The organism is Paenibacillus sp. FSL R5-0490, assembly GCF_001956215.1.
Taxonomy (GTDB): domain Bacteria; phylum Bacillota; class Bacilli; order Bacillales; family Cytobacillaceae; genus Cytobacillus.
The window spans coordinates 158923-179876 of the sequence record NZ_MRTQ01000006.1; the positions used below are offsets into that span (position 1 = coordinate 158923).

The 20954-nt window shown below is 41.0% G+C and carries 16 protein-coding genes; 4 read left to right on the top strand and 12 right to left on the bottom strand.

All coding sequences use genetic code 11. The features are described 5' to 3' along the window. Window positions 1-96 precede the first annotated feature (96 nt). From BK139_RS24305 to BK139_RS06775, 5 genes are all read right to left on the bottom strand, one after another. Complete coding sequence (locus BK139_RS24305) at window positions 97-222, bottom strand: YwzD family small protein (protein WP_286148127.1); 126 nt, start codon at window positions 220-222, stop codon at window positions 97-99. Between the two features lie 39 nt (window positions 223-261). Then, window positions 262-1716: a serine hydrolase gene (locus BK139_RS06760; RefSeq protein ID WP_076257588.1), complete on the bottom strand. Its 1455-nt coding sequence runs from the start codon at window positions 1714-1716 to the stop codon at window positions 262-264. Window positions 1717-2007: 291 nt separating this feature from the next. Next, on the bottom strand, window positions 2008-3639 hold the full coding sequence (locus tag BK139_RS06765; RefSeq protein WP_076257589.1) for a LeoA/HP0731 family dynamin-like GTPase: 1632 nt from the start codon (window positions 3637-3639) through the stop codon (window positions 2008-2010). Beyond that, on the bottom strand, window positions 3636-5624 hold the full coding sequence (locus BK139_RS06770) for a GTPase domain-containing protein (protein ID WP_076257590.1): 1989 nt from the start codon (window positions 5622-5624) through the stop codon (window positions 3636-3638). Before BK139_RS06770 ends, BK139_RS06765 begins: the two co-directional genes overlap by 4 nt. A 111-nt stretch (window positions 5625-5735) precedes the next feature. Next, window positions 5736-6962, bottom strand: coding sequence for an ATP-binding protein (locus tag BK139_RS06775; RefSeq protein WP_076257591.1), 1227 nt, complete (start codon window positions 6960-6962; stop codon window positions 5736-5738). Between the two features lie 319 nt (window positions 6963-7281). On the opposite strand from BK139_RS06775, the gene BK139_RS06780 reads away from it, so the two are divergent. The 3 genes from BK139_RS06780 to BK139_RS06790 all read left to right on the top strand — a co-directional run bounded on the left by BK139_RS06780 (window position 7282) and on the right by BK139_RS06790 (window position 11268). Further along, complete coding sequence (locus tag BK139_RS06780; RefSeq protein ID WP_076257592.1) at window positions 7282-8418, top strand: sensor domain-containing diguanylate cyclase; 1137 nt, start codon at window positions 7282-7284, stop codon at window positions 8416-8418. Between the two features lie 177 nt (window positions 8419-8595). After that, the gene (locus BK139_RS06785; protein WP_076257593.1) at window positions 8596-8802 is read left to right on the top strand and encodes a hypothetical protein; all 207 of its coding nucleotides are present in this window, start codon (window positions 8596-8598) and stop codon (window positions 8800-8802) included. Between the two features lie 1257 nt (window positions 8803-10059). Beyond that, complete coding sequence (locus BK139_RS06790; RefSeq protein WP_076257594.1) at window positions 10060-11268, top strand: C40 family peptidase; 1209 nt, start codon at window positions 10060-10062, stop codon at window positions 11266-11268. A 300-nt stretch (window positions 11269-11568) separates the two neighbouring features. Here the strand turns inward: BK139_RS06790 and BK139_RS06795 are convergent, their stop codons facing one another. The 6 genes from BK139_RS06795 to pgsB all read right to left on the bottom strand — a co-directional run bounded on the left by BK139_RS06795 (window position 11569) and on the right by pgsB (window position 16946). Beyond that, window positions 11569-12279: a poly-gamma-glutamate hydrolase family protein gene (locus tag BK139_RS06795; RefSeq protein ID WP_076257595.1), complete on the bottom strand. Its 711-nt coding sequence runs from the start codon at window positions 12277-12279 to the stop codon at window positions 11569-11571. A 61-nt stretch (window positions 12280-12340) separates the two neighbouring features. Then, a complete protein-coding gene (locus tag BK139_RS23870; protein ID WP_175609069.1) occupies window positions 12341-12490 on the bottom strand; it encodes a CapE family protein in 150 nt (49 codons plus the stop codon). Between the two features lie 4 nt (window positions 12491-12494). Further along, a complete protein-coding gene (locus tag BK139_RS06800) occupies window positions 12495-14072 on the bottom strand; it encodes a gamma-glutamyltransferase family protein (RefSeq protein WP_076257596.1) in 1578 nt (525 codons plus the stop codon). A 23-nt stretch (window positions 14073-14095) separates the two neighbouring features. Further along, the gene (locus tag BK139_RS06805; RefSeq protein ID WP_076257597.1) at window positions 14096-15286 is read right to left on the bottom strand and encodes a CapA family protein; all 1191 of its coding nucleotides are present in this window, start codon (window positions 15284-15286) and stop codon (window positions 14096-14098) included. 13 nt (window positions 15287-15299) lie between these two features. After that, window positions 15300-15749: a poly-gamma-glutamate biosynthesis protein PgsC gene (pgsC, locus tag BK139_RS06810; protein ID WP_076257598.1), complete on the bottom strand. Its 450-nt coding sequence runs from the start codon at window positions 15747-15749 to the stop codon at window positions 15300-15302. A 15-nt stretch (window positions 15750-15764) separates the two neighbouring features. Then, a complete protein-coding gene (gene pgsB, locus BK139_RS06815; protein ID WP_076257599.1) occupies window positions 15765-16946 on the bottom strand; it encodes a poly-gamma-glutamate synthase PgsB in 1182 nt (393 codons plus the stop codon). 466 nt (window positions 16947-17412) lie between these two features. On the opposite strand from pgsB, the gene BK139_RS23555 reads away from it, so the two are divergent. Further along, window positions 17413-18828, top strand: coding sequence for a PPC domain-containing protein (locus BK139_RS23555; RefSeq protein ID WP_083675309.1), 1416 nt, complete (start codon window positions 17413-17415; stop codon window positions 18826-18828). Between the two features lie 203 nt (window positions 18829-19031). On the opposite strand, the gene BK139_RS06835 is transcribed toward BK139_RS23555, so the two are convergent. Then, on the bottom strand, window positions 19032-20732 hold the full coding sequence (locus BK139_RS06835) for a methyl-accepting chemotaxis protein (RefSeq protein ID WP_076257600.1): 1701 nt from the start codon (window positions 20730-20732) through the stop codon (window positions 19032-19034). Window positions 20733-20954 lie beyond the last annotated feature (222 nt).

Here is a 20954-nt window from a genome sequence, read left to right on the forward strand (position 1 = left end):
ATGTTGTTTATAGCAAAACCGGAGTGAGAAAATAGACGAAAATTGCGGTCTTTTTATGATTTATTAACGACAGATTTTAACATTATCTGCCCGGCATTAGATAACCTTTTTCAGCTGATCTGTTATCTCCTTCAGCAAATCTGTCAGTGTCAGGTCTTTTTCCAGCTGGCCTCTTTGAAGAGCTGTTTGGAGAATCAATGCAAATTCTTCAGATTTATTCATAGTTTCACCTTATGGTTTTTAATTTTGATTAGTAAGTTATTATTCAATGCCCAAATCACTGTATTTATTCATCAAAGCATGTTCCAAAACAGGATCAGATACCTTTGACAGATTTGACTCAAAATATAGGATCCCTTTTTCAGCACCTGATTGATTTTGCGCAGTAAGATCCTTTTTTATCTGATTCAGGACCATATTCAATGTGACAGCCATCCTGGTTTCCTCAAGTGTTTTTTCCGATGGGTCTTTATACTGCTTAAGAACCGCGTCTCTAGTTGTCTTTCCATGCACTTTATATAAATACTGAGCCTGCCTCTTAATGAGTGAAGATAATAAGTGATAAGAGGCTTCCATCTTATCCAGGTCCCCTGCCCTCTTGTAAGATTCCAGTTCCCGCTGCTTCACGGTAAGTTTTTCTCCTGCAGTTATGCCATCGATAAAATTCATAGCACGCTCTCTGGTAAGTTCTATATTCTTAAGTTTTGGCGAATAAGCTTTTTTATAGGTTTGCGATAAATCAGCATAAGCTTTCTTTGCTTGAATCAGGCTATTTCCGGTTTGGTTATAGGCCACATAGGGTTTAACAGTTGCTTTTCCTTCATAGTCCACATAGATCTGTCTATGAAGGACCGAGCTTGCTCTTTCCGCATCAGCAAGGTGCTTTAAAAATAGATTGACAGATGAATTGATATGATAGGTATGCACTTTGCCTGCCAGCGCAGATATGAACTTAACATCTTTTTTTACTGGAATTCCTGTTGTCATGACAACGAGGATATATGGCTGATCATCCATAATAATAGCAGCATCATTATAGATTAAGTCCTTCGGAATGTAGCCTACCTTATGGGCGACTTTCTTTGAAGCAAGGCCGGGAGCAATTGTTTCTTTATACACTGTATTTGCAAGCAGATTCAATAGCTCATTTCCATACTGCGGGTTCTTTTCAGCAAAATTCCACACACGCTTTAGATAGACAGACAAATCGTTGGCAGTAGTGACATTCATTCCTGCAGGATAAACCGTTTTACCTCCCAATGACTTTGCATAATTAATAAAATTGCTTTTACCAACTTTTTCGCGCAGCATAATGAAAGCAATATTATCAGAGTATACGATACACTTTTTCAGCAAATCACGGATGGTATATGAAGTCCCCACCCGGTCCTTTTGAATGACACCGCTTCCCCCGTAATAGTGATGAGAACGGTATGTAAGCTTTTCACTTAAGTTAATTTTGCCTTTTGAAGCCAGATCATAAACAAACAAGGCTAACGGAAGCTTTATTGTACTCGCTGCAGGCCTTATTTTAGAAGAATTATAGGAATACGCCTCTCCGGTGCTCAAGTTCTCATAATAGATTGAAATATTGGGATACGTTTTAATTGACGGCTTAACATAAGAATCAAGCGTGCCTGCGGCTTTTGCCTCGAAAGCACCCATACTTTGAAAAAACAGCATGAATGCCAGTAAAAAACAAGCTGACTTCTTCATTTCCTCTCTCCGCTCTATACTTTTTAGTTCTATTAAACTATAAAATGGAAAAGTTTTCTATAATTAATTTAGTTAGGCAGGAGCTGTCACGGCCTATTTGCAAGTTACTTGTGTCTATTTGCAAATTATTAATTCCCGCTTGCAAATATATTGATCTATTTGCAAATCATCTTATCCTATTTGCAGAATACCCCGTTCTATTTGCAAATCACCATCTAAACTGCAAAAAACCGCCGATGAAAACACCGGCGGTCCGCTATAACATTTCCATTAATGATCAGCCCTGGTTATTCACATTTCATCCAGATTCTCCAGCTCCATAATCGCCTGGTCAAGCCGATTTAAGGTTTGATTAAAGGCATTTAGAACTTCATGTTTTTCCATACGGAAGGTCTGCTGCATTTTTAATAGGGGAAAGTAAGCCGCTATATATTCCTCTTTTGTAAATGACTTTAAAAAAGCTTTGAAAAGATCTTCCACCTGGGAGGCAATTTCCGTTCGCCTTTTTTCAAATTTCTGTTCTTTCACATAATCAGCAATTCCAGTTATGGAATCAAGCGCGATCGACAGGACCGCCCCAAATGTCTTGAGCGCTTTCGCCCATTTGATGGCTCCCCACGGTTTAAACTTGATGGGCAGTTTCGCCATATCCCGAACTTTTAAGATTGTCTGCGAAATGGCTTTAGTGGAAGTGCCTGATAATGCCTTAATTAATTTTCCTCCGGCCTTGTTTCCCATCTGAAGGAGCTGGTCCTGAATTTTATCATGAAAATGTATAGATGCTTCAATATTGTGGATGATTTCCTTTTGAGTTTCCATTAAATTTTCGGTATGCTTTTCGATGATTGTTTCAATCTTTTTATTTAAAATATATCCTTCATCCCCTAATTTGGCGGTTACCTTTGCCTGCAGATCTTCCATATTTGATGAAGATGCGATGTATGCGAGAATGTCCTCTCGCATATTAATCACCTCATCGGTTATGTTAAGATGCTTTTTCGTTATTTCCTTCTCAAATTTGCTGAGCTCTCCTTCAATCTCCAAGAGCTGATTTTTCAGCAGTTCTCTGTTTTTTTTCACATGTTCTCTCGCTTGAGAGAGTTCAGTGACAGAATGATTAATGGCATCTTTAATGACACTCATTCCGGATTTTATCAGAAGCTGCTCTTTTGAATCATGAACAAATTGATCAATGGCAGAGGTCAGATTATTCATTCTGGACAGTTTCTGATAGTTTTCTTCCTGTTCAGCCCAAAAATCCAATCCCTGCTCAAAGGGATCAGCAGCCACGCAGACTATAGCCGGGTCTCCTTCTACGGAAACTACATCTCTGATTATTTGTTTGACAACGTCATTCTTAATTTGGGAGTGATGCAAATAGTCTGCTTCATCCTCCAAGTCTGCAATTGCGTCCATTTTGTTCACGACAAAAATGGTGGAATCGAGCTTGCCCAGGTCTTTAAGGAGCCACTTAATGGTCGGGTGATGGCTGGCTTTCAAAGGATTGACTGAGTCAACGGTATAAATGATAACATTGGCTTCTGATATATACTTTTTCGTTTTTTCTGTGTGAAGCATATGTTCAGAAAATAGACCAGGTGTATCGACAATGGAGAATCCTTTCCCGAATTTTTCCTCATCTAATTGATATAACGTGACTTCATTTGTCAGAGGTTCAGGTGAAATTTCAATATTGTCCAATTTTGCAATGGATTTGAGAATAGTGGATTTCCCATCTGTAAAAGCACCAAACATAGCGATTACAAAGGTATCTTGTTCAATATTCTGGATCGATTGATCAATTTTCAGCACAAGGCTTCCAAAATCCAGTTCCATGTCATTAAAACTCAAAAGCTTTTGTTTCAATCCGGAAAGATTCTTTAAAACTGCCTGTTTCTCATTTAAGTAACCTGTAATGGTCATGATCTCAGTCTCCTTACACCTCTTATTGGCAATGAGATGCCCTTTTGCCTGCAATCATCAAATAATGCAGATGCTGCACGATACAAAAATTCCTCATTCTGTGGTATTAAAAGATATCCTTCCTTTACCTGAAATCCCTCAATGAATGACTCTAATGTTTCATAAACATTTATTTCCTGAAGTCTATAAATGGGAAGATTCTTCAGGGGAGGACCAATTAGAAGAGCCCGTTTCAGCTTTAAATCAAAATAGCTGAATTCACGGTCCGCTCCCTCGATGAAGGATGCCAGTTCACGTGACATGTCCGTCTTGCTAATCAATAAATCCCGTATTTTCTCATCCATTGCACGGCTAAGCTGTTTTATATGGTGTATAAACTGATGAAAGCCTCCTGCCTGCTTTGCCATACTTCGCTCTAGAAGCTTCATTTCCCTGTTAAGGGTACTGGTAATCTCAGCTTTAATTTTTTTCATGGTCTTATTTATCTCTTTATACGCTTCAGTCTTAGCTTCCCTTTTCCTCTTCGTCTTATCTGCAAAAAACCAGTTCCAGGCTTTTCGGACAACCGTTACCAGAGCACCTATAGCCAACAGAATCGGGTTAATAGCCATTGCGATCAGTCCAATGGCTGATAGCCCGACATCCAGAACTTCCTTCATAATATAGCGGGCATTGACCTCCAATTTTTTTACGATTTCTTTCATATTGAATTCAGTGCTTCCCATGCCTCTAAATTGAAATTCAAGGTCTACCCTTTTTTGCAATTCAGTGAAAATGGCTTCTATTTCTTCGTGCAGTTCCCGCAGCTGCCCGTCAAGCAATTGCCGTATTTCTGTTTCTGCAGTACGCTGCTTTAATTCAAGCATTTGTTTCGTAACCGATTCGCTATATTCATAGTCAATGCTTTCATAGATTGTATTCTGAATCTCACTTTTCAATAAATCCAATCTCAGATGGACACTTGTCAGGATATTTTCACGGAATCTCTCTATTGATAATTCTGCTTTACTAACAGCGTCATCTGTTTTTTCCTGCATGGATCTGATCTCACGGTCAAATTCTTTTTTGCCTCTTAAAATACGTCCCATAATAGATTCAACCGTACTCATGTATTTATAAGTATTAGAAATAGCCATTTCCTGCAGACTGTTGTGAGACAGTTTGGATAATAATTGCTCCAGCTCGGGAAGATTGCTGAATTCATATCCCTTTTCGAGGCACCCAAACACTTCTTCGAGCTTTTGCTGATCCCGGATAAAATCCTCCCTTTTTGGCGTCCCTGCAGAAATATATCCTAAATGAGCATTGATAATTAAATTGTTAACATATTGATCCCCAAGAATATCCTGGAACTTCTCTCTTGTCCTTTTCTCAACTGTTCTGACAGATTCAGACTCCAGCTCTTTCTGATAGCGGTAGGCACTTGGTTTTCCCCTGGCGTTAATGATGGAATATACCTTTGCCTGATCACGCAGAAAAGAAGAAATCTTTTTTAACGTCTCAGACTCAGGCTCTTTATTGGTTCCTATTACATAAAAGACAACATGAGCTTTCTCCAAACCCCGCTTGATTTCAGAAATAAACTTGCGTTCGTCCCCTTCAATCCCGGGCAAATCCATTAACTGCAGCGAATCAAACGAAGAATTGGATCTAACCTTTGTAAAGTCTTTGCGGCCATCACCGATGAAAGATCCGTCTCCTCTTGTCAGCGCCTCTATCAGAGTACTCTTTCCTGCATTTGTTTCACCAAAAAAAGCTATATTAAAAGTATCCCATTCTACATTTTTCAATAAAAAATTCAAGTTCATCTGAATGCGATCAATTCCCGAGGCCACCTCCCGGCTGATGCCAGATAAGCTTTCACGCAGCCTGTCGTCATCGAGATCCGCTTGAGACATTTCATGAAATTCCTGAAGGGAAGTTAGGAGCATACTGGAATTTGATTGAAAAATGTCTTTGTATTGAATTAATGTGCTGTCTCTCATGCTCACCGCCTCCTCACTTTGAATTATACACATTTTTCAGATTATTAACTTTATTGAAGATTCTAGAAAACCAAAAAAAATCAATCAAACGTTTGATTGATTTTTTATTATTCATTCCTTCTTATTAAAAACCAGACCGATCCTTGTACCTTTGGCATCACTTTTAATATACACTCTATCGCTAAAGCGCGACATTAAGTGAAAGCCCTGGCCCAGCGTGGAAGTGGTGGAAAATCCCTGAATTAATGTGGCTTTGGGCAGGTCATTCAATTGGATTCCGGATCCTCGGTCATCTATTAAAAAGATAATATGCTGGTCTGAGCACCACGTTTCCATTGTTCCTTTTGCTGCATGTTTGAGGGCATTTGTAGCAGCTTCCTGGATCGCGAGTGTAATCTGGAGATGCCTGTCTTCTGATATTCCTTCTTCTATTAAATCTCTTTTAATATCCTGTCTCATATACTGCAGCTGTTTCAATTCAACCAGTTCAAAGACACTCTTCTTCCGGTAGTTATGTAAAAGCTCATTAATTTCCTGGTCGTTTGTTAAGATCATTTTTCCTTTTGTGATAGAGCGGATTACTTCTTTGTAGGTTTCCCATTGTTTCTGAAGGAGCTGTTTTTCTCTTTGGACGATTTCCGTTACATCAAAGGAAAGAAATCCGCCTGTCTGAAAGCCCAGGGGAATGGAGTGAATATCGATATATTTTTCGTTGTCTGCATCTATAATCAGTTCTCTTTCAGGTTTGTTGGCCTTAATGGCTTTTTCCATTAAAGAAATCATTTCCTGTTCTTTCAGATAGGTAAATGGCCCGCCGCTCATCTGTTTCAGGCGGCCTTTTTCATATTTAAATGTGGAGCCGACCATTAATCGGTCCAAAAGCTCCGATTTTAACAGTTCATTATGGAGGTCTTCCCTCAGCTTTTCTTTAATATCGTCCTGTAAATGTTCTGTCAGGCTATTGATGACATCCTTTTTATCCATATATAAAAATTCATATTCATCTTTTGAAAGCCGATTATCCGATTCTGCCTCTCTGACAACTTTAATAATGTCAAAAGCAATCAGGTTTTCGAAACCTTTATGATACACAGGAGAAACGTGGACCTTTACGTCTCCAATTTCCAGAGAATATTCACGGCGGGGGGCAGAAGTTTCAACGAGCAATCCTACACGGCTGATTCCGCAAAGCAAACCTGAGTATTCTTCGTTATTTTTCAAGTCAATAAGTTGAACCCTTGTGGGCGGATTTAACTTCCGCCGCAGGGATCCGCCTTCAATCAGCTCTAAACAATTATTACAATCTGCATTAATTGGACATGTATCGCATTGAATCATCTAATCACCACCAGCATAGTAAAAAATACTACTATTAATTTAGAAGTTGCTCCAAATGATTTGGTAATATTTTGATATATTTATTATATCAAAAGAACTATTTAAATGTTTCGCCTTGGTGCTTCCCACAATCCAGTTTAAGGACATTTAAAATAAGAATTAAGACATATCAGACAGGATTTAAAGCCTTTTAAGACTTTACAATCTTCTTTGCTGTTTAACCATTTATTATTAGTTTATCGGGAAGAGATTTTGGGTAAATATACCCATCTGTCTTTGTATAATAAAATTTCAAAATCTGCATAGAGAAGGTAAAAAAATGAAGATATATCGTAATGCCCTGTTTGGTTTTGTAGTTTTATCCCTATTGGCATCAAGCATTTGGAATTATTATGCATTTCAAAGTCTGGAGAACCAGTCTGATCGATTCATTAATCGTTTAATCCCTTTAGAAATGACGATCGGAAGTATATTCAAAAATCTATTAAACCAGGAAACAGGAATGAGAGGATACATTTATTCAGAGGATAAAAAATTTCTTGATCCGTATAATGCAGGGAGGGAAAGGCTTGACTGGAACATAGCTCAAATAAAAGTCCTAAGCAGGGACTACCCGGCTATTGCAGATTATTTCCATACCCATTCTTTGCCGCAGATCAAAAGGATACAATCTGCTTTTGAAGAAGAAATCAATGCAGTCAGTGCCGCTCCCTCAGATTATGGGATCAGCATTCTGGCATCCAAGAGAGAAATGGACATTTATCGCATTCAGCATGAAGAGCTGCTAGATCTGGTGACCAGGGAAATGGAACTTGCAATGGAACATCAGAAAAGTGCGAGCCAAAGAGCGAAATACTTTTTAATTTTTGCTATCATTATTGCCGGCGTATCGGTAATCCTTCTGATGTCCACATACCGCAAATCTTCAAAAGCTGAACATTTTATGAAGCTGGCATCCCTGGATGGACTTACAAAGATCCCAAATCGGCGGTCTTTGGATCATCAGTTTCAAAAACAATGGACAAAGCACCTGGCAAGTAAAGGAGAACTTGGCATCATCCTTTTGGATATTGATTTTTTTAAAAAGTACAATGATGAATATGGACATATTCTTGGAGATGACGTGCTTGCAAAAGTTGCGGAAACCTTACATAAAACAGCAAAGAAGCAAAAGTGCTTTGCCGGCAGATATGGCGGAGAAGAATTTATGATCATCATACCAAAAGCAACTATAGCCCGAATGGAATCACTTGGTCAAACATTAAATGACGAAATAATGGCCCTGTCAATTGAACACAGCCAGTCTCCTTTTAAGGTGCTAACCATCAGTCTTGGAGGAGCAATCGGGAAGCCGGCCGCAGATATGCAGCCGCAGAATCTCACACAAAAGGCCGATGATATGCTATACAAAAGCAAGGAAAATGGCCGGAATCAATGCCATATACAACAGATTTAGGGGCAGGCAAGTTTATTTCCTGCCCTTATATTTTTTATCGGAGGATAAATGCAAAATAATTGAAAGCCCTTTTTTCTTTTAGTATGATAAAAAACGGTTTTGTTTTTATTACTCCCTAGAGATGCACAAGATGAATACAAAAACAATAACAGTAAAGTAGAAAAGGGAGAAAGATAGATGACAAATGAATTAGCAGATCATTACAAAGAGTGGATTGAACAAAATGAAGTGCTGGTCGTCAAAAGCACTGAGAACCAAACCTTAGTTGGCAGACTCATTAACTACGATGAAAAGGAACAATGTATATCCTTATATATAGATGAAGAAAAACGAATTGAAATCATGAAAATTTCGGAAACCTCTTCTATTAAGACCCTTTTATAGCATGCTCCATACCACTTCATTAAGCACCGGTAATCCGCCGATTATCCTTTTCACGGGACAGGGACTTCTGTCTGTCCCGTTGAATTCACTCTATTTTAGAGCTTTGGCTCATAATATTTGTAGATTTCCCTGTCTATTTGCAGATTTCCCTGGGCTATTTGCAGTTTCCCTATCTATTTGCAGATCCCACTGGGCTATTTGCAGGTTCACCCGGCCTATTTGCAGTTTCCCACTGGGCTATTTGCAGGTTCACCCTGCCTATTTGCAAATTTCCCCTATCTATTTGCAGATCCCCCTAGTCTATTTGCAGGTCCACCCACTCTATTTGCAGATTCCCTATCTATTTTCAGATCCCACTGGGCTATTGCAGGTCCACCCGCTCTATTTGCAGTTTCCCTATCTATTTCAAGATCCCACTGGGCTATTTGCAGGTTCACCCGCTCTATTTGCAGATTTCCCCTATCTATTTGCAGATCTCACTGGTCTATTTGCAGGTTCACCCGCTCTATTTGCAGATTTCCCCTATCTATTTGCAGGTCCCACTGGGCTATTTGCAGGTTCACCCGGTCTATTTGCAGATTTCCCTGGTCTATTTGCAGTTTCCCTATCTATTTGCAGGTACCACTGGGCTATTTGCAGGTTTCCCCTATCTATTTGCAGTTCCACCCGGTCTATTTGCAGATTCCCTATCTATTTGCAGATCCACTGGTCTATTGCAGTTTCACCCGTTCTATTTGCAGGTCCACCCGGTCCATTTGCAGATTTCCCCTATCTATTTGCAGGTCCCACTGGGCTATTTGCAGGTTCACCCGGTCTATTTGCAGATTTCCCCTATCTATTTGCAGATCCCCCTGGTCTATTTGCAGATTCCCTATCTATTTGCAGGTCCACCCGTTCTATTTGCAGATTTCCCCAATCTATTTCCAGTTCACAAAAATTCAATCAAACGTTTGATTGATTTCCCGCACAAAGCACGGATCTACTATATTCGCCTCATAATATTCAGATTTTATTTCCTTATAACCCAATAACTACTAAAAAGATAGGCAATTCCTCCGATAACAATAGTAAGACCATAGTACTGATTTAAAGCTCAAACCGAAAGGAGGCAAGGAGATTAATAGGGCCATAGATTTTTAATCTCCCAAATCAGGGGCCATTTAACCTGCTCTGATTTACTGGGAGAATTACTTTGCATATCCAAACGTCATCATTATGAAGCACGAGGTTTATCAACAAGGACAGGGAGTTGTCTACATGAGAAAAATACGCATCTGCTCATTTGCAGTGATCGCCCTGCTGATCACAGCCTTCTTTTTCATGCCAAGCACGCAGGCAGCAAGTAAAGTTCATACAGTTTCGTCAAGTGATACGGTTAAATCCATTGCAGCCAAATATAAGGTATCGCCTGCTCAGCTTTTGAAGCATAATGGATTGCCAGATGAAAAACTATTTCCTGGCCAGAAGCTGCAAATCAATTCTGCCACTTATAAAAGCGCCCAATACCAATGGTATGAGCGAGGCAGGCAAATAGCGAGCTATGCCAAAACGTTTGACGGGTTTAAGAAGGAAATGGGAGAAGAGTCTCCTCAGAAAGGGTTTGATTCCAGCGGGCTTATTTATTGGACCCTGTCACAGCAAGGAATTCCTCTGGATCGCACGACCATTGACGGATTTTATAAGCTGGGGATGGAAACGGACTCACCAAAAGCCGGGGATCTGATTTTCTTTGTAAAAAAAGATAAAGCTGGTAAGGTAACGGAGTTGCTGACGGGCGGAATTTACCTCGGAGATAAGCAATTTGTCCATTCAGGATACGGATCTTCTGCCGTTAAAGTAAAGTCAGTAACCGACAAATGGTTCAAAGATTATAGTTATGTCTTTAAAACCTTTACTCCTAAAGGAGAGCATGTGATCCAAAAGGGTGATACCCTAAAAAGTGTTGCCGCGACATACAATAAAACACCATCTGCACTAAAAAACCTAAACGGACTTCCGTCTGACACCATCCTTGAAGGACAATTTTTACAGGTATACAATGAACCGTTATTTCCTTTCTATTCTGAAAAAGATGCTGTTTATGATAAGGCCATTGATGTTATCAGATTTGCCTATACATTCAGAGGCTACGAATATGTATGGAGCGAAGAAAGTCCTGAAGAAGGCTTTGATTGCAGCGGACTCGTTTATTATGTAATGAAACAGCATGATCTGCCAATCAGCCGTAAATCTGCGGCATCCTATTCAAATTTGCTGGATGTTATTTCAGAGCCTAAAACCGGAGACCTGGTATTTTTTGAAAATACAGGCACCCGAACAGGCGTTACTCATATGGGAATCTATCTCGGAAATGGCTATTTCATTAATACGACAGAAAGAGCCGGCGTGCATATCTCTCATCTATCATCATCCTTCTTCACAAAAAAGTTTCACAGCTACGGAGACAGCGCCTCTCTTTTTCAATAAAGTGAAACTTCAATCAGTGTGGGGGGCCTTATCCCCCACTGATTGTTAGTCGCGTTCTAGTGTCGCTAAGATCTCCGCTAGCGCTTCGATCAACCGACACTACGAACCCGATTGGTTCAACTAAGCCTCTGCCTGCGCCTCGGCAAGTTTCACTGTATCTCACCAATCGGGCCTTTACGGGCAGTTTGACCCCCACTTATCCTCCTTTGATTTCTCTGAGTCTTGAAGTGGAGGTCTTACTGCCCGTTAGACTGCGATAAAAGCCAAAGAAGACTGCCTATACTCACCAGGCAGTCTTCTTTAATCCAACTCTTTTTCTTTATATTTCTCTGTCGCTTTTTCCAATGCTCTTAAAAAATCTTTATAGTTGTCTGTCTGCTGCTTTCGGTTGTTCATGGCAAAATCACGGTCTTTAAAGAAGCTTTTCCTCAGCTTGGTTGAAAGCTCCAGCTGAACTCCCCCGCCTTTTTTGCCGCGGTTCACAATATTTTCCCTGCCTGTCCCGCCAAGGCGGTCAGGAGCATTTTCTACATCAAATCCTGCATCTTCCAAGGCATCCTTTACAAGCCGCTTATACTTCTTATTTCTGCCGCCAACATAGACTTTTTCGTCATTCACATCACGGTAACCATGGATGGACAGGCTTGTTATCGCTTCCTCGGCCATTTGAACAGCAGCCGGTTCGTCATAAAGAGTGGATGTTATATGGAGGATACTATTATCCTTCGGCTTCAGGCCCTCAAAGATATAGGTGCTGGCATCAAGCCTTTCACCGAGATCTTCAGCCAATTCGCCGGTTCCGATCTCAATATTGCCTCCATGTATCGCAAAAATGGCAATTTCCGGTTTACGTTCGTTGATCTTGATCCGGTAATCGATATTCTCTTTTTCATATTTTTTCAATTCAGCAAAGCTGCGATATTCTTCAGGTCCCGTATTGCCGGGCAGCAATGATTTGATGATTAGAACCAGTAATATGATAACGATGCTAAAAAGACTTATTCGCAACATGGAAAAACTCCTTATTATAAGAAGAAGCAAGCAGATGGTTTCCGCTTACTTCTATGACTTTTTATGCTTTTACATTTTCATACTGCTCAATTTTTTTCTGTTCATCAGGTGTTAAAGTATCTGTACGTTTTAAAGTGTTAAGCGTTGTTAATAGAGCTCCTACTAGTACGATTGGCAGAATCCATCCTGTTACTTTTTTTACTGTGTTCATTTTTCTATTTCCCCTTTTCTTGTTGTGTTCTCCAAATGCCGCTTCTCCGCGGGTCGCCCGCTCCGGACATTGTTTTCTCTTTTTTGCTCATAATGAGCGCCTGAACTCCCCCATAAAACATAGGGGAAACTTTATGATTGACCTGATAATTTCTGGCCTCTAACTCTGACAATACATCTTTCGGGAATGGAGATTCCGTTTGGATTATGCTGTTTTCAAATGTAAAACGATCACGATTTACAATTTCCTGAAGATCTCCTTCTCCTTTTGTATAGGAATAAATCACCTGCATAAGGATCTGCGGAATTCTGTTTCCTCCAGGTGAACCGATGCCGATGACTTCTTCAGGACTTATCATGACGGTGGGTGCCGTAAAAGTTCTGGACCTCTTATTGGGTGCTTGCCCATTGATTCCGCCATCTGCAAAATTCTTCAGCTGGTCATTTAAAAAGAAACCATTCGTATAGGCTCCGGAACCGAAGTAATTGCTTAAGGTGTTGGTCGCGGAAATCACAGTTCCCTCTTTATCCATGACAACAAAGTGGGTAGTGCTTTCGTGCTCTTCCTCTTCCGCCTGCAGATTCCCGCTATCTTTAGCCAGTTCTTTTTGAAGAAGTGAAATATGATCATCGCTGATATAATTGGAGATTTCCTCAGCTGTCACACCGTCTCCAATATGAACTCTGCGGTCTTCATAGGATGTTTTTGCGATCTTGCCCATCATATCGATATAGTCTGCCTGATTCCGCGAATCCAAACCGGTCTCCTCTGCCAGCTTCAGCATTTGAAGCAGGGTTGTTCCGGAAAAAGGCGGGGGAGCTGTGAATACTTCATACCCGGCAAATGATCCTTGAACCGGCTCCGAATGCCTCACCTTATATCGCTTAAAATCATTAAGCGGAATGCCGGTCTTCGCTTTGACCGCTTTCGCAATTTCTCCCTGATAAAAGCCTGCACTGCCTTCTGTCTGAATCGTTCTCAGCGTTTTTGCCAGATCCTTTTGAACAAGAATTTCACCGGGCAGTATCGCTTTACCGTTAGGGTAGAAGCTGCTGGTACTGTCTGAATACACCCTGTACCGGGCCGTCTCCAGCCGATGGGAAAATCCCCGGTCAACCGCAAACCCTTTTTCCGCATATTCAACGGCCGGCTCCATAAGTCTTTTCATATCCATAGTGGCGTATTTTTGATGGATGGCCTCCATCCCGGCAACCAGTCCGGGAACACCGGAAACCCCGGTGCCGTTATAATTCGAAGGAGAGGTTTCCCTATAATCGATAAAATCAGGTTCACCTTCAGGAGGAATGACCAGCATTCCGCCGCCGCCTCCGATTCCTGACGCGAACGGTTCAACAACGCCCAATATGTAGGAAATGGCAATGGCAGCATCTGCTGCATTGCCTCCATTTTTCATGATTTCCATCCCTGCATCCACCGCAATGGGATGTGAGGCGCTGACACCATAGAATGCGTCAGTTTGTTTTTTAAAAGGTGCAAGAAGATTTTTTTCAGGGGACACATTCGAACAACCGGTTAACAGGCAAACGGAAACAATCAGCTGCCAAAAAGTTCGGTTTCTCATCTGCTGCCCCCTTAAAAAAGTGATTAGTTTTCTTTATTTTGACGTTTTTTCATGTGATCAATTACATGCTTATGATTTGCAATAATTTCAATCTTATTATCCTGCTTGGACCAATAAACATTTTCAGCAGTTTCTTTTGTTAATTGCCTGTACACGCGAAGCTGGTCGAAATAGCCGGTGGCCAGTCTTGGTGTGGCTTCTTCTATTTGAAGAGGAATCACATCGATCGTTGCTTTTCCATCTTCCGTCAGGTTATATTGAACCATTGCGGAATCCTTTGTCCGGGTCCACCCCTGGTCAAATACGAAATTGCCTAAGCTGTAAAAAATAATTCCATCTTTGTAGACGTCAAACGATTGAAGCACATGGGGATGATGCCCGATAATGATGTCAGCCCCGGCATCGACCATTGCTTTAGCCAGTGCTTTTTGGCGGGGAGTAGCTTCCGTGTCATACTCCTGTCCCCAGTGGACATTAACCACAACCAAATCGGCATTTCCATGGTCTTCATTTTTCGCTTTTTCAATCATGTCAAATAACACATCAGGATTTGCGCTCAACAAACCGTTTCGATCTTTTGTAGCGATTGTGCCTTCCACAAATGCATCAGTGAATCCAAGCGTTGCCACACGAACGCCGTTGACATCCTGATAGTTAATATGTTCTTTGGCTTCTTTGCGGTTTTCTCCTCCGCCGACATAATCCATGTTGTAGCGGTCAAACACATCCAGGGTGTCGCGAAGCCCTTCTTCCCCGTAATCCATCAAGTGATTATTGGCAAGGTTCATAACGGTAAAGCCGGCATTTTTAACCGCATGGATGGCATCCATGTCTGTATACAGATGAATGCTTTTATCCGTTTGTTCATATTTAGACGCATCTTCTTTTAAGATTGGGTGTTCAAAGTTCCCGCTCACATAGTCAGAGGCATCAAAATACGGCTTTACATGACGGAATAAATAATCGGCTCCATGCCGTTTTGTCACTTCTCCAACATGGCGGCCCATCATCACATCCCCGACCATCGTCATCGTAAGCTTCTGGTTCTTCCTTGGCTCAACATCTTTCACTTCATCTGTTCTCCCGATCCAGGTGGATGCGACCAGAAAGATGACCAGAATCGGCAAAATAACAGCTATATAGCGAAGATTTTTATACTTCGTCCGTTTGATAAAAATAAGCAGTTTTTCCTGAAAATTTAAGGTTCGCTTCATTCCATTCACTTCCCTAGAACAAGTAGTACACGTTCATGATTCCGAACGTTAAACCGGATAACAGAAGCGTACTGCCAAGTGTTAATGGCATTCCTTGTTTTTGAATTGTGTTGGCGATTAATCCCGGAACAATGACACCGATTCCGCGGAATTCAAAGATTTCAAATGGCATAACCGGGTAAAAGTAATCGAGGATCAGCTTTAGGCAAATCCCTGTAATCAGCATGGCAGCAAATTTTCTTCTGCCGTACAAAATCACCCATCTGCCAATACCGTGTGTAACAATTAAATAAGTTAAGATACTAATCAATAAGACCACAACCATAAATACAGGCTGGTTAAAAACCAGTGCTAAATATCCAGGCACGACAAGGCCTGCAGGCAAGACACCTGTTTTTTCTGTAAAAATAAGACTTAGCGTTACACCCAATACAAGGGCAACATATAAATCGGCACCAAACATTTGTATCCCTCCCCCTTAACTTGCTTTTCTTTTAATGACCATTTCTTTAATGGCATCGATCAGCGGCTCTGCCGAACCATGGATATTTCCGACTCCATAAACAATTCTGTTTTCCAAATAAGGTTCAAGTTCAGCCATAATTTCTTCTGTGGTATAATCTTCCAGATCCAAATACACTTTGGTATCCAGCTTACCTTCCTCATGAGCATCTGAAATGGGGTCAGTCGTCTGACCAATTGCTACGACCACTTCTGCTTTAATATAAGGAAGAACATCGCGGGCAAACTGTTCCGTGCGATCCACTCTGTCTGCACGGCAGTTCATAATAACGATTGGCGATTCTGTGCTGTAACCGAGTGTGCTCACACGTTCCCAGATTCTCAATGTGGAAGACGCATCATTGGCTGCAAAACCATTCACAAAGAATGAAGGATTTGCATCGTCGCCAAAACGGGTAATCCTCATAGCCCCAGGGTCAGGATGAGCATTCAGCATACCCCGGAATGCCGTTTCTTCATCAATTCCAAGCGCCTCTGCAACTGCCAGTGCAAGGGATGCATTATCAGGGAACACCATGTAATCAAATTCACGCAGAAATTCCTCTGTAATTCTGGAGTTGTCAGCTACAATCACTTCCGTGTTCCGTTCCGCTGCGATTTTCCTGAAAAGGTCCAGATACTCACTCTCGATCGTAACCAGGTGGCCGTTATAAGGAATGGTTGCTGTAAAAGCTTCCGCCACCTCATCCATAGTAGGACCCATCACATCCATATGGTCCTCAAGCACATTCACAATAACACCGATATTCGCCTGGATCATTTTGTTTTGAAATGTCAGCTGATAATCCGGCTGTACAGCCATACATTCGCACACAAGCGCTTCTGCACCAAGCTCGGCCACCTCTTTGACGACCCGGCGCTGTTCGCCGATATTGGGACCTTCCGGCCGGCGTTTAATCGGTTTTTCTTCATCTGTATGCCAGTAGATCATGCGGGCTGAAGTACCAGTCGTTTTGCCGACTGTTTTATATTCCGCCTCTTGGATCACACCAGTGATCAGACGGGTAACTGTCGACTTTCCGCGTATGCCGTTCACATTTACGCGGACAGGAATTGAGTCAAGCCTCTTCTGGTGCTTTCCCTGCTCCACAATTCCATAGATAACGAGAAACAATGCACATATAATGATGAGAGCCATTTGAACAACCTCTCTTAAGATATTTTTTTAACACTGTACAAGGCTACAATGTTTCAAACCTTCATACAACCGGAAAATTATACTAAAATATCATATAGGTCTTCTTTAACAGCTTGCGAATTCCCATATGGGTTCTAAACCCTTTTGCGTTAGTACTTTTAGAGGGGTTCGCATTGGCTTTTCATGTGTATATTTCAATTATTGTAAGCAATATTACTATTTTTATATAATTTGGTTTTTATGTTTTAATATGTATTTATTTAAAGATTTATCCATTTTTTGTTCACCAGGCTTGTTGCTCAGCAACATTTTCTCTTAAAAGCAACATGGAAATGTGGTAAATTTATACTATATACAGAAAGGAGGTAATAGGATAATAGACTCAGTTACCCGAGTGTAAGCTGAGCGGAGGAAATTGCAAACCACTTGAAGCATTAAATCATTTATTAGGAGGTTTTATCAGAAAATGAAAAAGATTTTAGGTACTGGGTTTTTCGTGTTTATTTTTGCGTTCTTTTTCGGCCAGTTAACCTTTGCGCAAAGCTCCGGCATTTCTTCAGGGGTTCCGGTGAAGGGAACTTTATCATCAGAGGAAGCTGAGAATACATATTATTTCTCAACGGATAAAGATGGGGAAGTTTATATAACGCTTGATGAAAGTACTGGCGGATTTTATTTGTATCTCTACAATGAGAATGGAAATAGAGTATCTTCGGATTATTTCAGCTCCCGCGGCGGAAAAGCGGTTATTGATAAAAAAATTCAAAAAGGGAGTTATTATATAGTAGTAAAGCCTTATAACTGGAATGGCATTTCCAGTGCCAGCTATAAACTGAAAGCCACTTATTCTTCCAATATTAACCGCGATGCTTCCTCTTTCGAGCCAAATGATACGGTTGAAACAAGCCTGCCCGTAAAGTCAGGTGAGATTTATCAGTCAACCAGCGAATCAAATATTGACCAGGATGTATACCAATTTACAACCAATAAAGACGGTGAGGTTTATCTAACTTTAGACGAAGCCGGCGGCGGATACTATATGTATCTTTATGATGAGAATGGAAATAGAGAAACTTCGGATTATTTTAGCTCCAGCGGCGGTAAGAGCGTAATTAATAAGAAAGTCCAGCAGGGTACCTATTATGTGAAAATAATGCCGTATAACTGGAATGGCATCACTAGTGCCAAATATAGATTTAAAGCCACTTACCCTGGTTCCATTAACCGTAATAAATCTTCCTTTGAACCAAATGAAACCTTTGAGACGGCAATGCCGATCAATTCCGGGCAGAGCTACAGCTCCAGCAGTTATTCCAGCATTGATCAGGATACCTACCAATTCACAACAAATCGTGATGGGAATGTCCGAATTGCCCTGGATAATGCAAAAGGCGGATTTTATATGTATCTTTATGATGTTAATGGAACCAGAGTAACCTCTGATTATTTCAGTTCTGCCGGCGGCACATCCGTTATCGATAGAGACCTGAAAAAAGGCACATACTATGTAAAGATATACCCTTATAACTGGAACGGCATTACAAGTGCTTCCTATCGTTTGCATGCTTCGTTCCCGGCACCGGCAAATGCCTGTGACCGTTATAAAGGCGTTTCAAAGATCTGGTGGGATGGCATTGAGCTGAAGCCTGGCCAAATCGGACGGTTAATCGTAAAGAAAGACACAACATTATTTAAATTAAACGGTGAACAAAAGTCGCCTTCCCGCATCTTAAAAGCAGGCGAATTCTACCGCATTTATGCTTTTAAACCTGGAATGCTGAGCGTCGGCGGCGGATATTACGTGGACCGCGATTCAAAAGTTACGTATGAAACTCCAAGCAAGGCAAAACTTGAAGCGGTTAGATGTATTCAGAACCGATAAAGCGGTGTAAGCAAAGAAAGTCCTGCAGATTAAACTCTGCAGGACTTTCTTTTTGGAAACATGGGCCGGTTCTTGTGTTTTGGAAACACGGGGACGGTTCTCGTGTTTTGTATTTTACTTGAAACACAAGAACCGTCCCTCTGTTTTTTTTACTTGAAACACAGGAACCGTCCCTCTGTTTTCCACTGTTTTCCACTGTTTTTTTAAATCTTAAATTTACTAATAGACTGCTGAAGTTCATCCGCCATATCCGATAAGGAAGCGGCAGTTGCAGACATTTCCTCCATTGTTGCCAGCTGTTCCTGTGTGGCAGCAGAGATATCGTGTGTACCCGAAGCGGCCGCTTTTGTCGCTTCTTCTATCACATTGGATGACTGAACCATCTGAGCTGTCCCGGCAGAGATTTGCTGCGCTGCAATGGATACTTCATGAATCTGATTGGATGCATTTTCAGTAGAGTTCTGGATGTTTTCAAACGATTGGCCGGCAGTCGATACGATGTCGATGCCTTTCAGCACTTCCTTCTTAACAGAATCCATTGAACTGATCATCATTCTGGTTTCTTCCTGAATCGTCTTAATGAGCTCCTCAATCTGCTTGGCTGAAGAGGAAGATTGATCAGCAAGTTTTCCTACCTCGCCTGCCACTACTGCAAAGCCTCTTCCCTGCTCTCCGGCTCTTGCTGCTTCTATTGCGGCATTTAATGATAACAGGTTCGTCTGGGAAGCAATTGCAGTGATCACTTCAATAATGCTGCCGATTTCGTCAGAACGGCGGCCTAACTGATTAGCGGAATGGACTAATTCTTCAGCGATTTTATTAATTGAATTCATTTGATATACTGCCTCTTTTACCGTAACACTTCCATCGTTTGCATTAGTTGCAGCCAGGATTGAAATGGAAGAAGCTTCTTGTGCACCCGCAGCCACCTGCTGGATGGCAGCCGTCATTTCCTCTATAACCTGTGTCATTTTTTCAACACTGACCAGTTGATCCTCAGCACCGGATGACACTTCTTGTATGCTTGCCACAATATGCTCTGCTGCTTTACTTGTATGTGTGGCACTAGCTGTCATTTCTTCTGAGGAAGATGCAAGCAATTCGGAGCTTTCCTGGATTTTGGCAATAACACTTCTAAGCCCCTTCATCATACTGTTAAAAGAAGCGCCCAGCTGACCGATCTCATCTTTTGAAAAGGCGGTATATTCAGCCGTCAAATCTCCTTCTTCAGCTGCCTTCATTAATTCCTGCAAGTTCTTCACTTTAGGGACAATCAATTTATAAATAAAGAATCCAGTAAGGCCGCATATCAGAATGGCTAACCCAAGCAATCCCAGCATAATGTAAGAAGCAGCCTTAAATCCCTCTGTATTTGCTTCGTTTAAATCCTGTGCACGCTGATCATTATAGGCAGTCAATTCATCTATAATTGCCCCTATTTCACTGCGGAGAGGCTTGACACTATTGGTAAACATGGCATATGCCTCTTCATTCTTGCTGGATATGGCCAATTCTGAAGTTTCTCTTAGAGCTGCCGAATATTGTTCATTGAGTTCATGATAATTCTGCAGCTTCCCCATCACATAATCACTTCTGTTTTTTCCATAGTCTTCAATAATAATATTATTATCAGTCTGATTCGTTTCGATATTTTCCACTAGTTTCTTTGTGCGTTCCGGATCGTTTGTTACCATCATTTCCATAATATATGTATCGATCTTCCGGTTATTGATCTGGACTGTCTCCATCTGCTTTATGGGAATGAGCCTCTCTTTATACATTGTTTCAGTATTTCCGGCCATACGTTCCATATAAAGGAAGCCTGTTAATCCAACTCCGGCTATGAAGAGCATTGAAACAAATATTAAGACTAAAAGTTTATTGCCAATTCTGATATTTTTCACATGTAAACCTCCCTGTGTGTCATAAAATTAGTCCTTTATCCCTATATATACTTTACAATATTAATCATTTTTCGTTTTTTACATTCAGGCATGAGAGGTACAAAAACAGGCTATTTAGCCCAAAATCTCGGCATAATATGCCATATTTCGTACATTAGGCAACTCTCCGGATTTACTGAAAAAGGATACATTTATCAGGTAAAAGAAAACAAAAAGAGAATG

Coding starts and splice junctions, on each gene's coding strand:
- BK139_RS24305 (WP_286148127.1), bottom strand. CDS start 222: ATGAATAAATCTGAAGAATTTGCATTGATTCTCCAAACAGCTCTTCAA.
- BK139_RS06760 (WP_076257588.1), bottom strand. CDS start 1,716: ATGAAGAAGTCAGCTTGTTTTTTACTGGCATTCATGCTGTTTTTTCAA.
- BK139_RS06765 (WP_076257589.1), bottom strand. CDS start 3,639: ATGACCATTACAGGTTACTTAAATGAGAAACAGGCAGTTTTAAAGAAT.
- BK139_RS06770 (WP_076257590.1), bottom strand. CDS start 5,624: ATGAGAGACAGCACATTAATTCAATACAAAGACATTTTTCAATCAAAT.
- BK139_RS06775 (WP_076257591.1), bottom strand. CDS start 6,962: ATGATTCAATGCGATACATGTCCAATTAATGCAGATTGTAATAATTGT.
- BK139_RS06780 (WP_076257592.1), top strand. CDS start 7,282: ATGAAGATATATCGTAATGCCCTGTTTGGTTTTGTAGTTTTATCCCTA.
- BK139_RS06785 (WP_076257593.1), top strand. CDS start 8,596: ATGACAAATGAATTAGCAGATCATTACAAAGAGTGGATTGAACAAAAT.
- BK139_RS06790 (WP_076257594.1), top strand. CDS start 10,060: ATGAGAAAAATACGCATCTGCTCATTTGCAGTGATCGCCCTGCTGATC.
- BK139_RS06795 (WP_076257595.1), bottom strand. CDS start 12,279: ATGTTGCGAATAAGTCTTTTTAGCATCGTTATCATATTACTGGTTCTA.
- BK139_RS23870 (WP_175609069.1), bottom strand. CDS start 12,490: ATGAACACAGTAAAAAAAGTAACAGGATGGATTCTGCCAATCGTACTA.
- BK139_RS06800 (WP_076257596.1), bottom strand. CDS start 14,072: ATGAGAAACCGAACTTTTTGGCAGCTGATTGTTTCCGTTTGCCTGTTA.
- BK139_RS06805 (WP_076257597.1), bottom strand. CDS start 15,286: ATGAAGCGAACCTTAAATTTTCAGGAAAAACTGCTTATTTTTATCAAA.
- pgsC (WP_076257598.1), bottom strand. CDS start 15,749: ATGTTTGGTGCCGATTTATATGTTGCCCTTGTATTGGGTGTAACGCTA.
- pgsB (WP_076257599.1), bottom strand. CDS start 16,946: ATGGCTCTCATCATTATATGTGCATTGTTTCTCGTTATCTATGGAATT.
- BK139_RS23555 (WP_083675309.1), top strand. CDS start 17,413: ATGAAAAAGATTTTAGGTACTGGGTTTTTCGTGTTTATTTTTGCGTTC.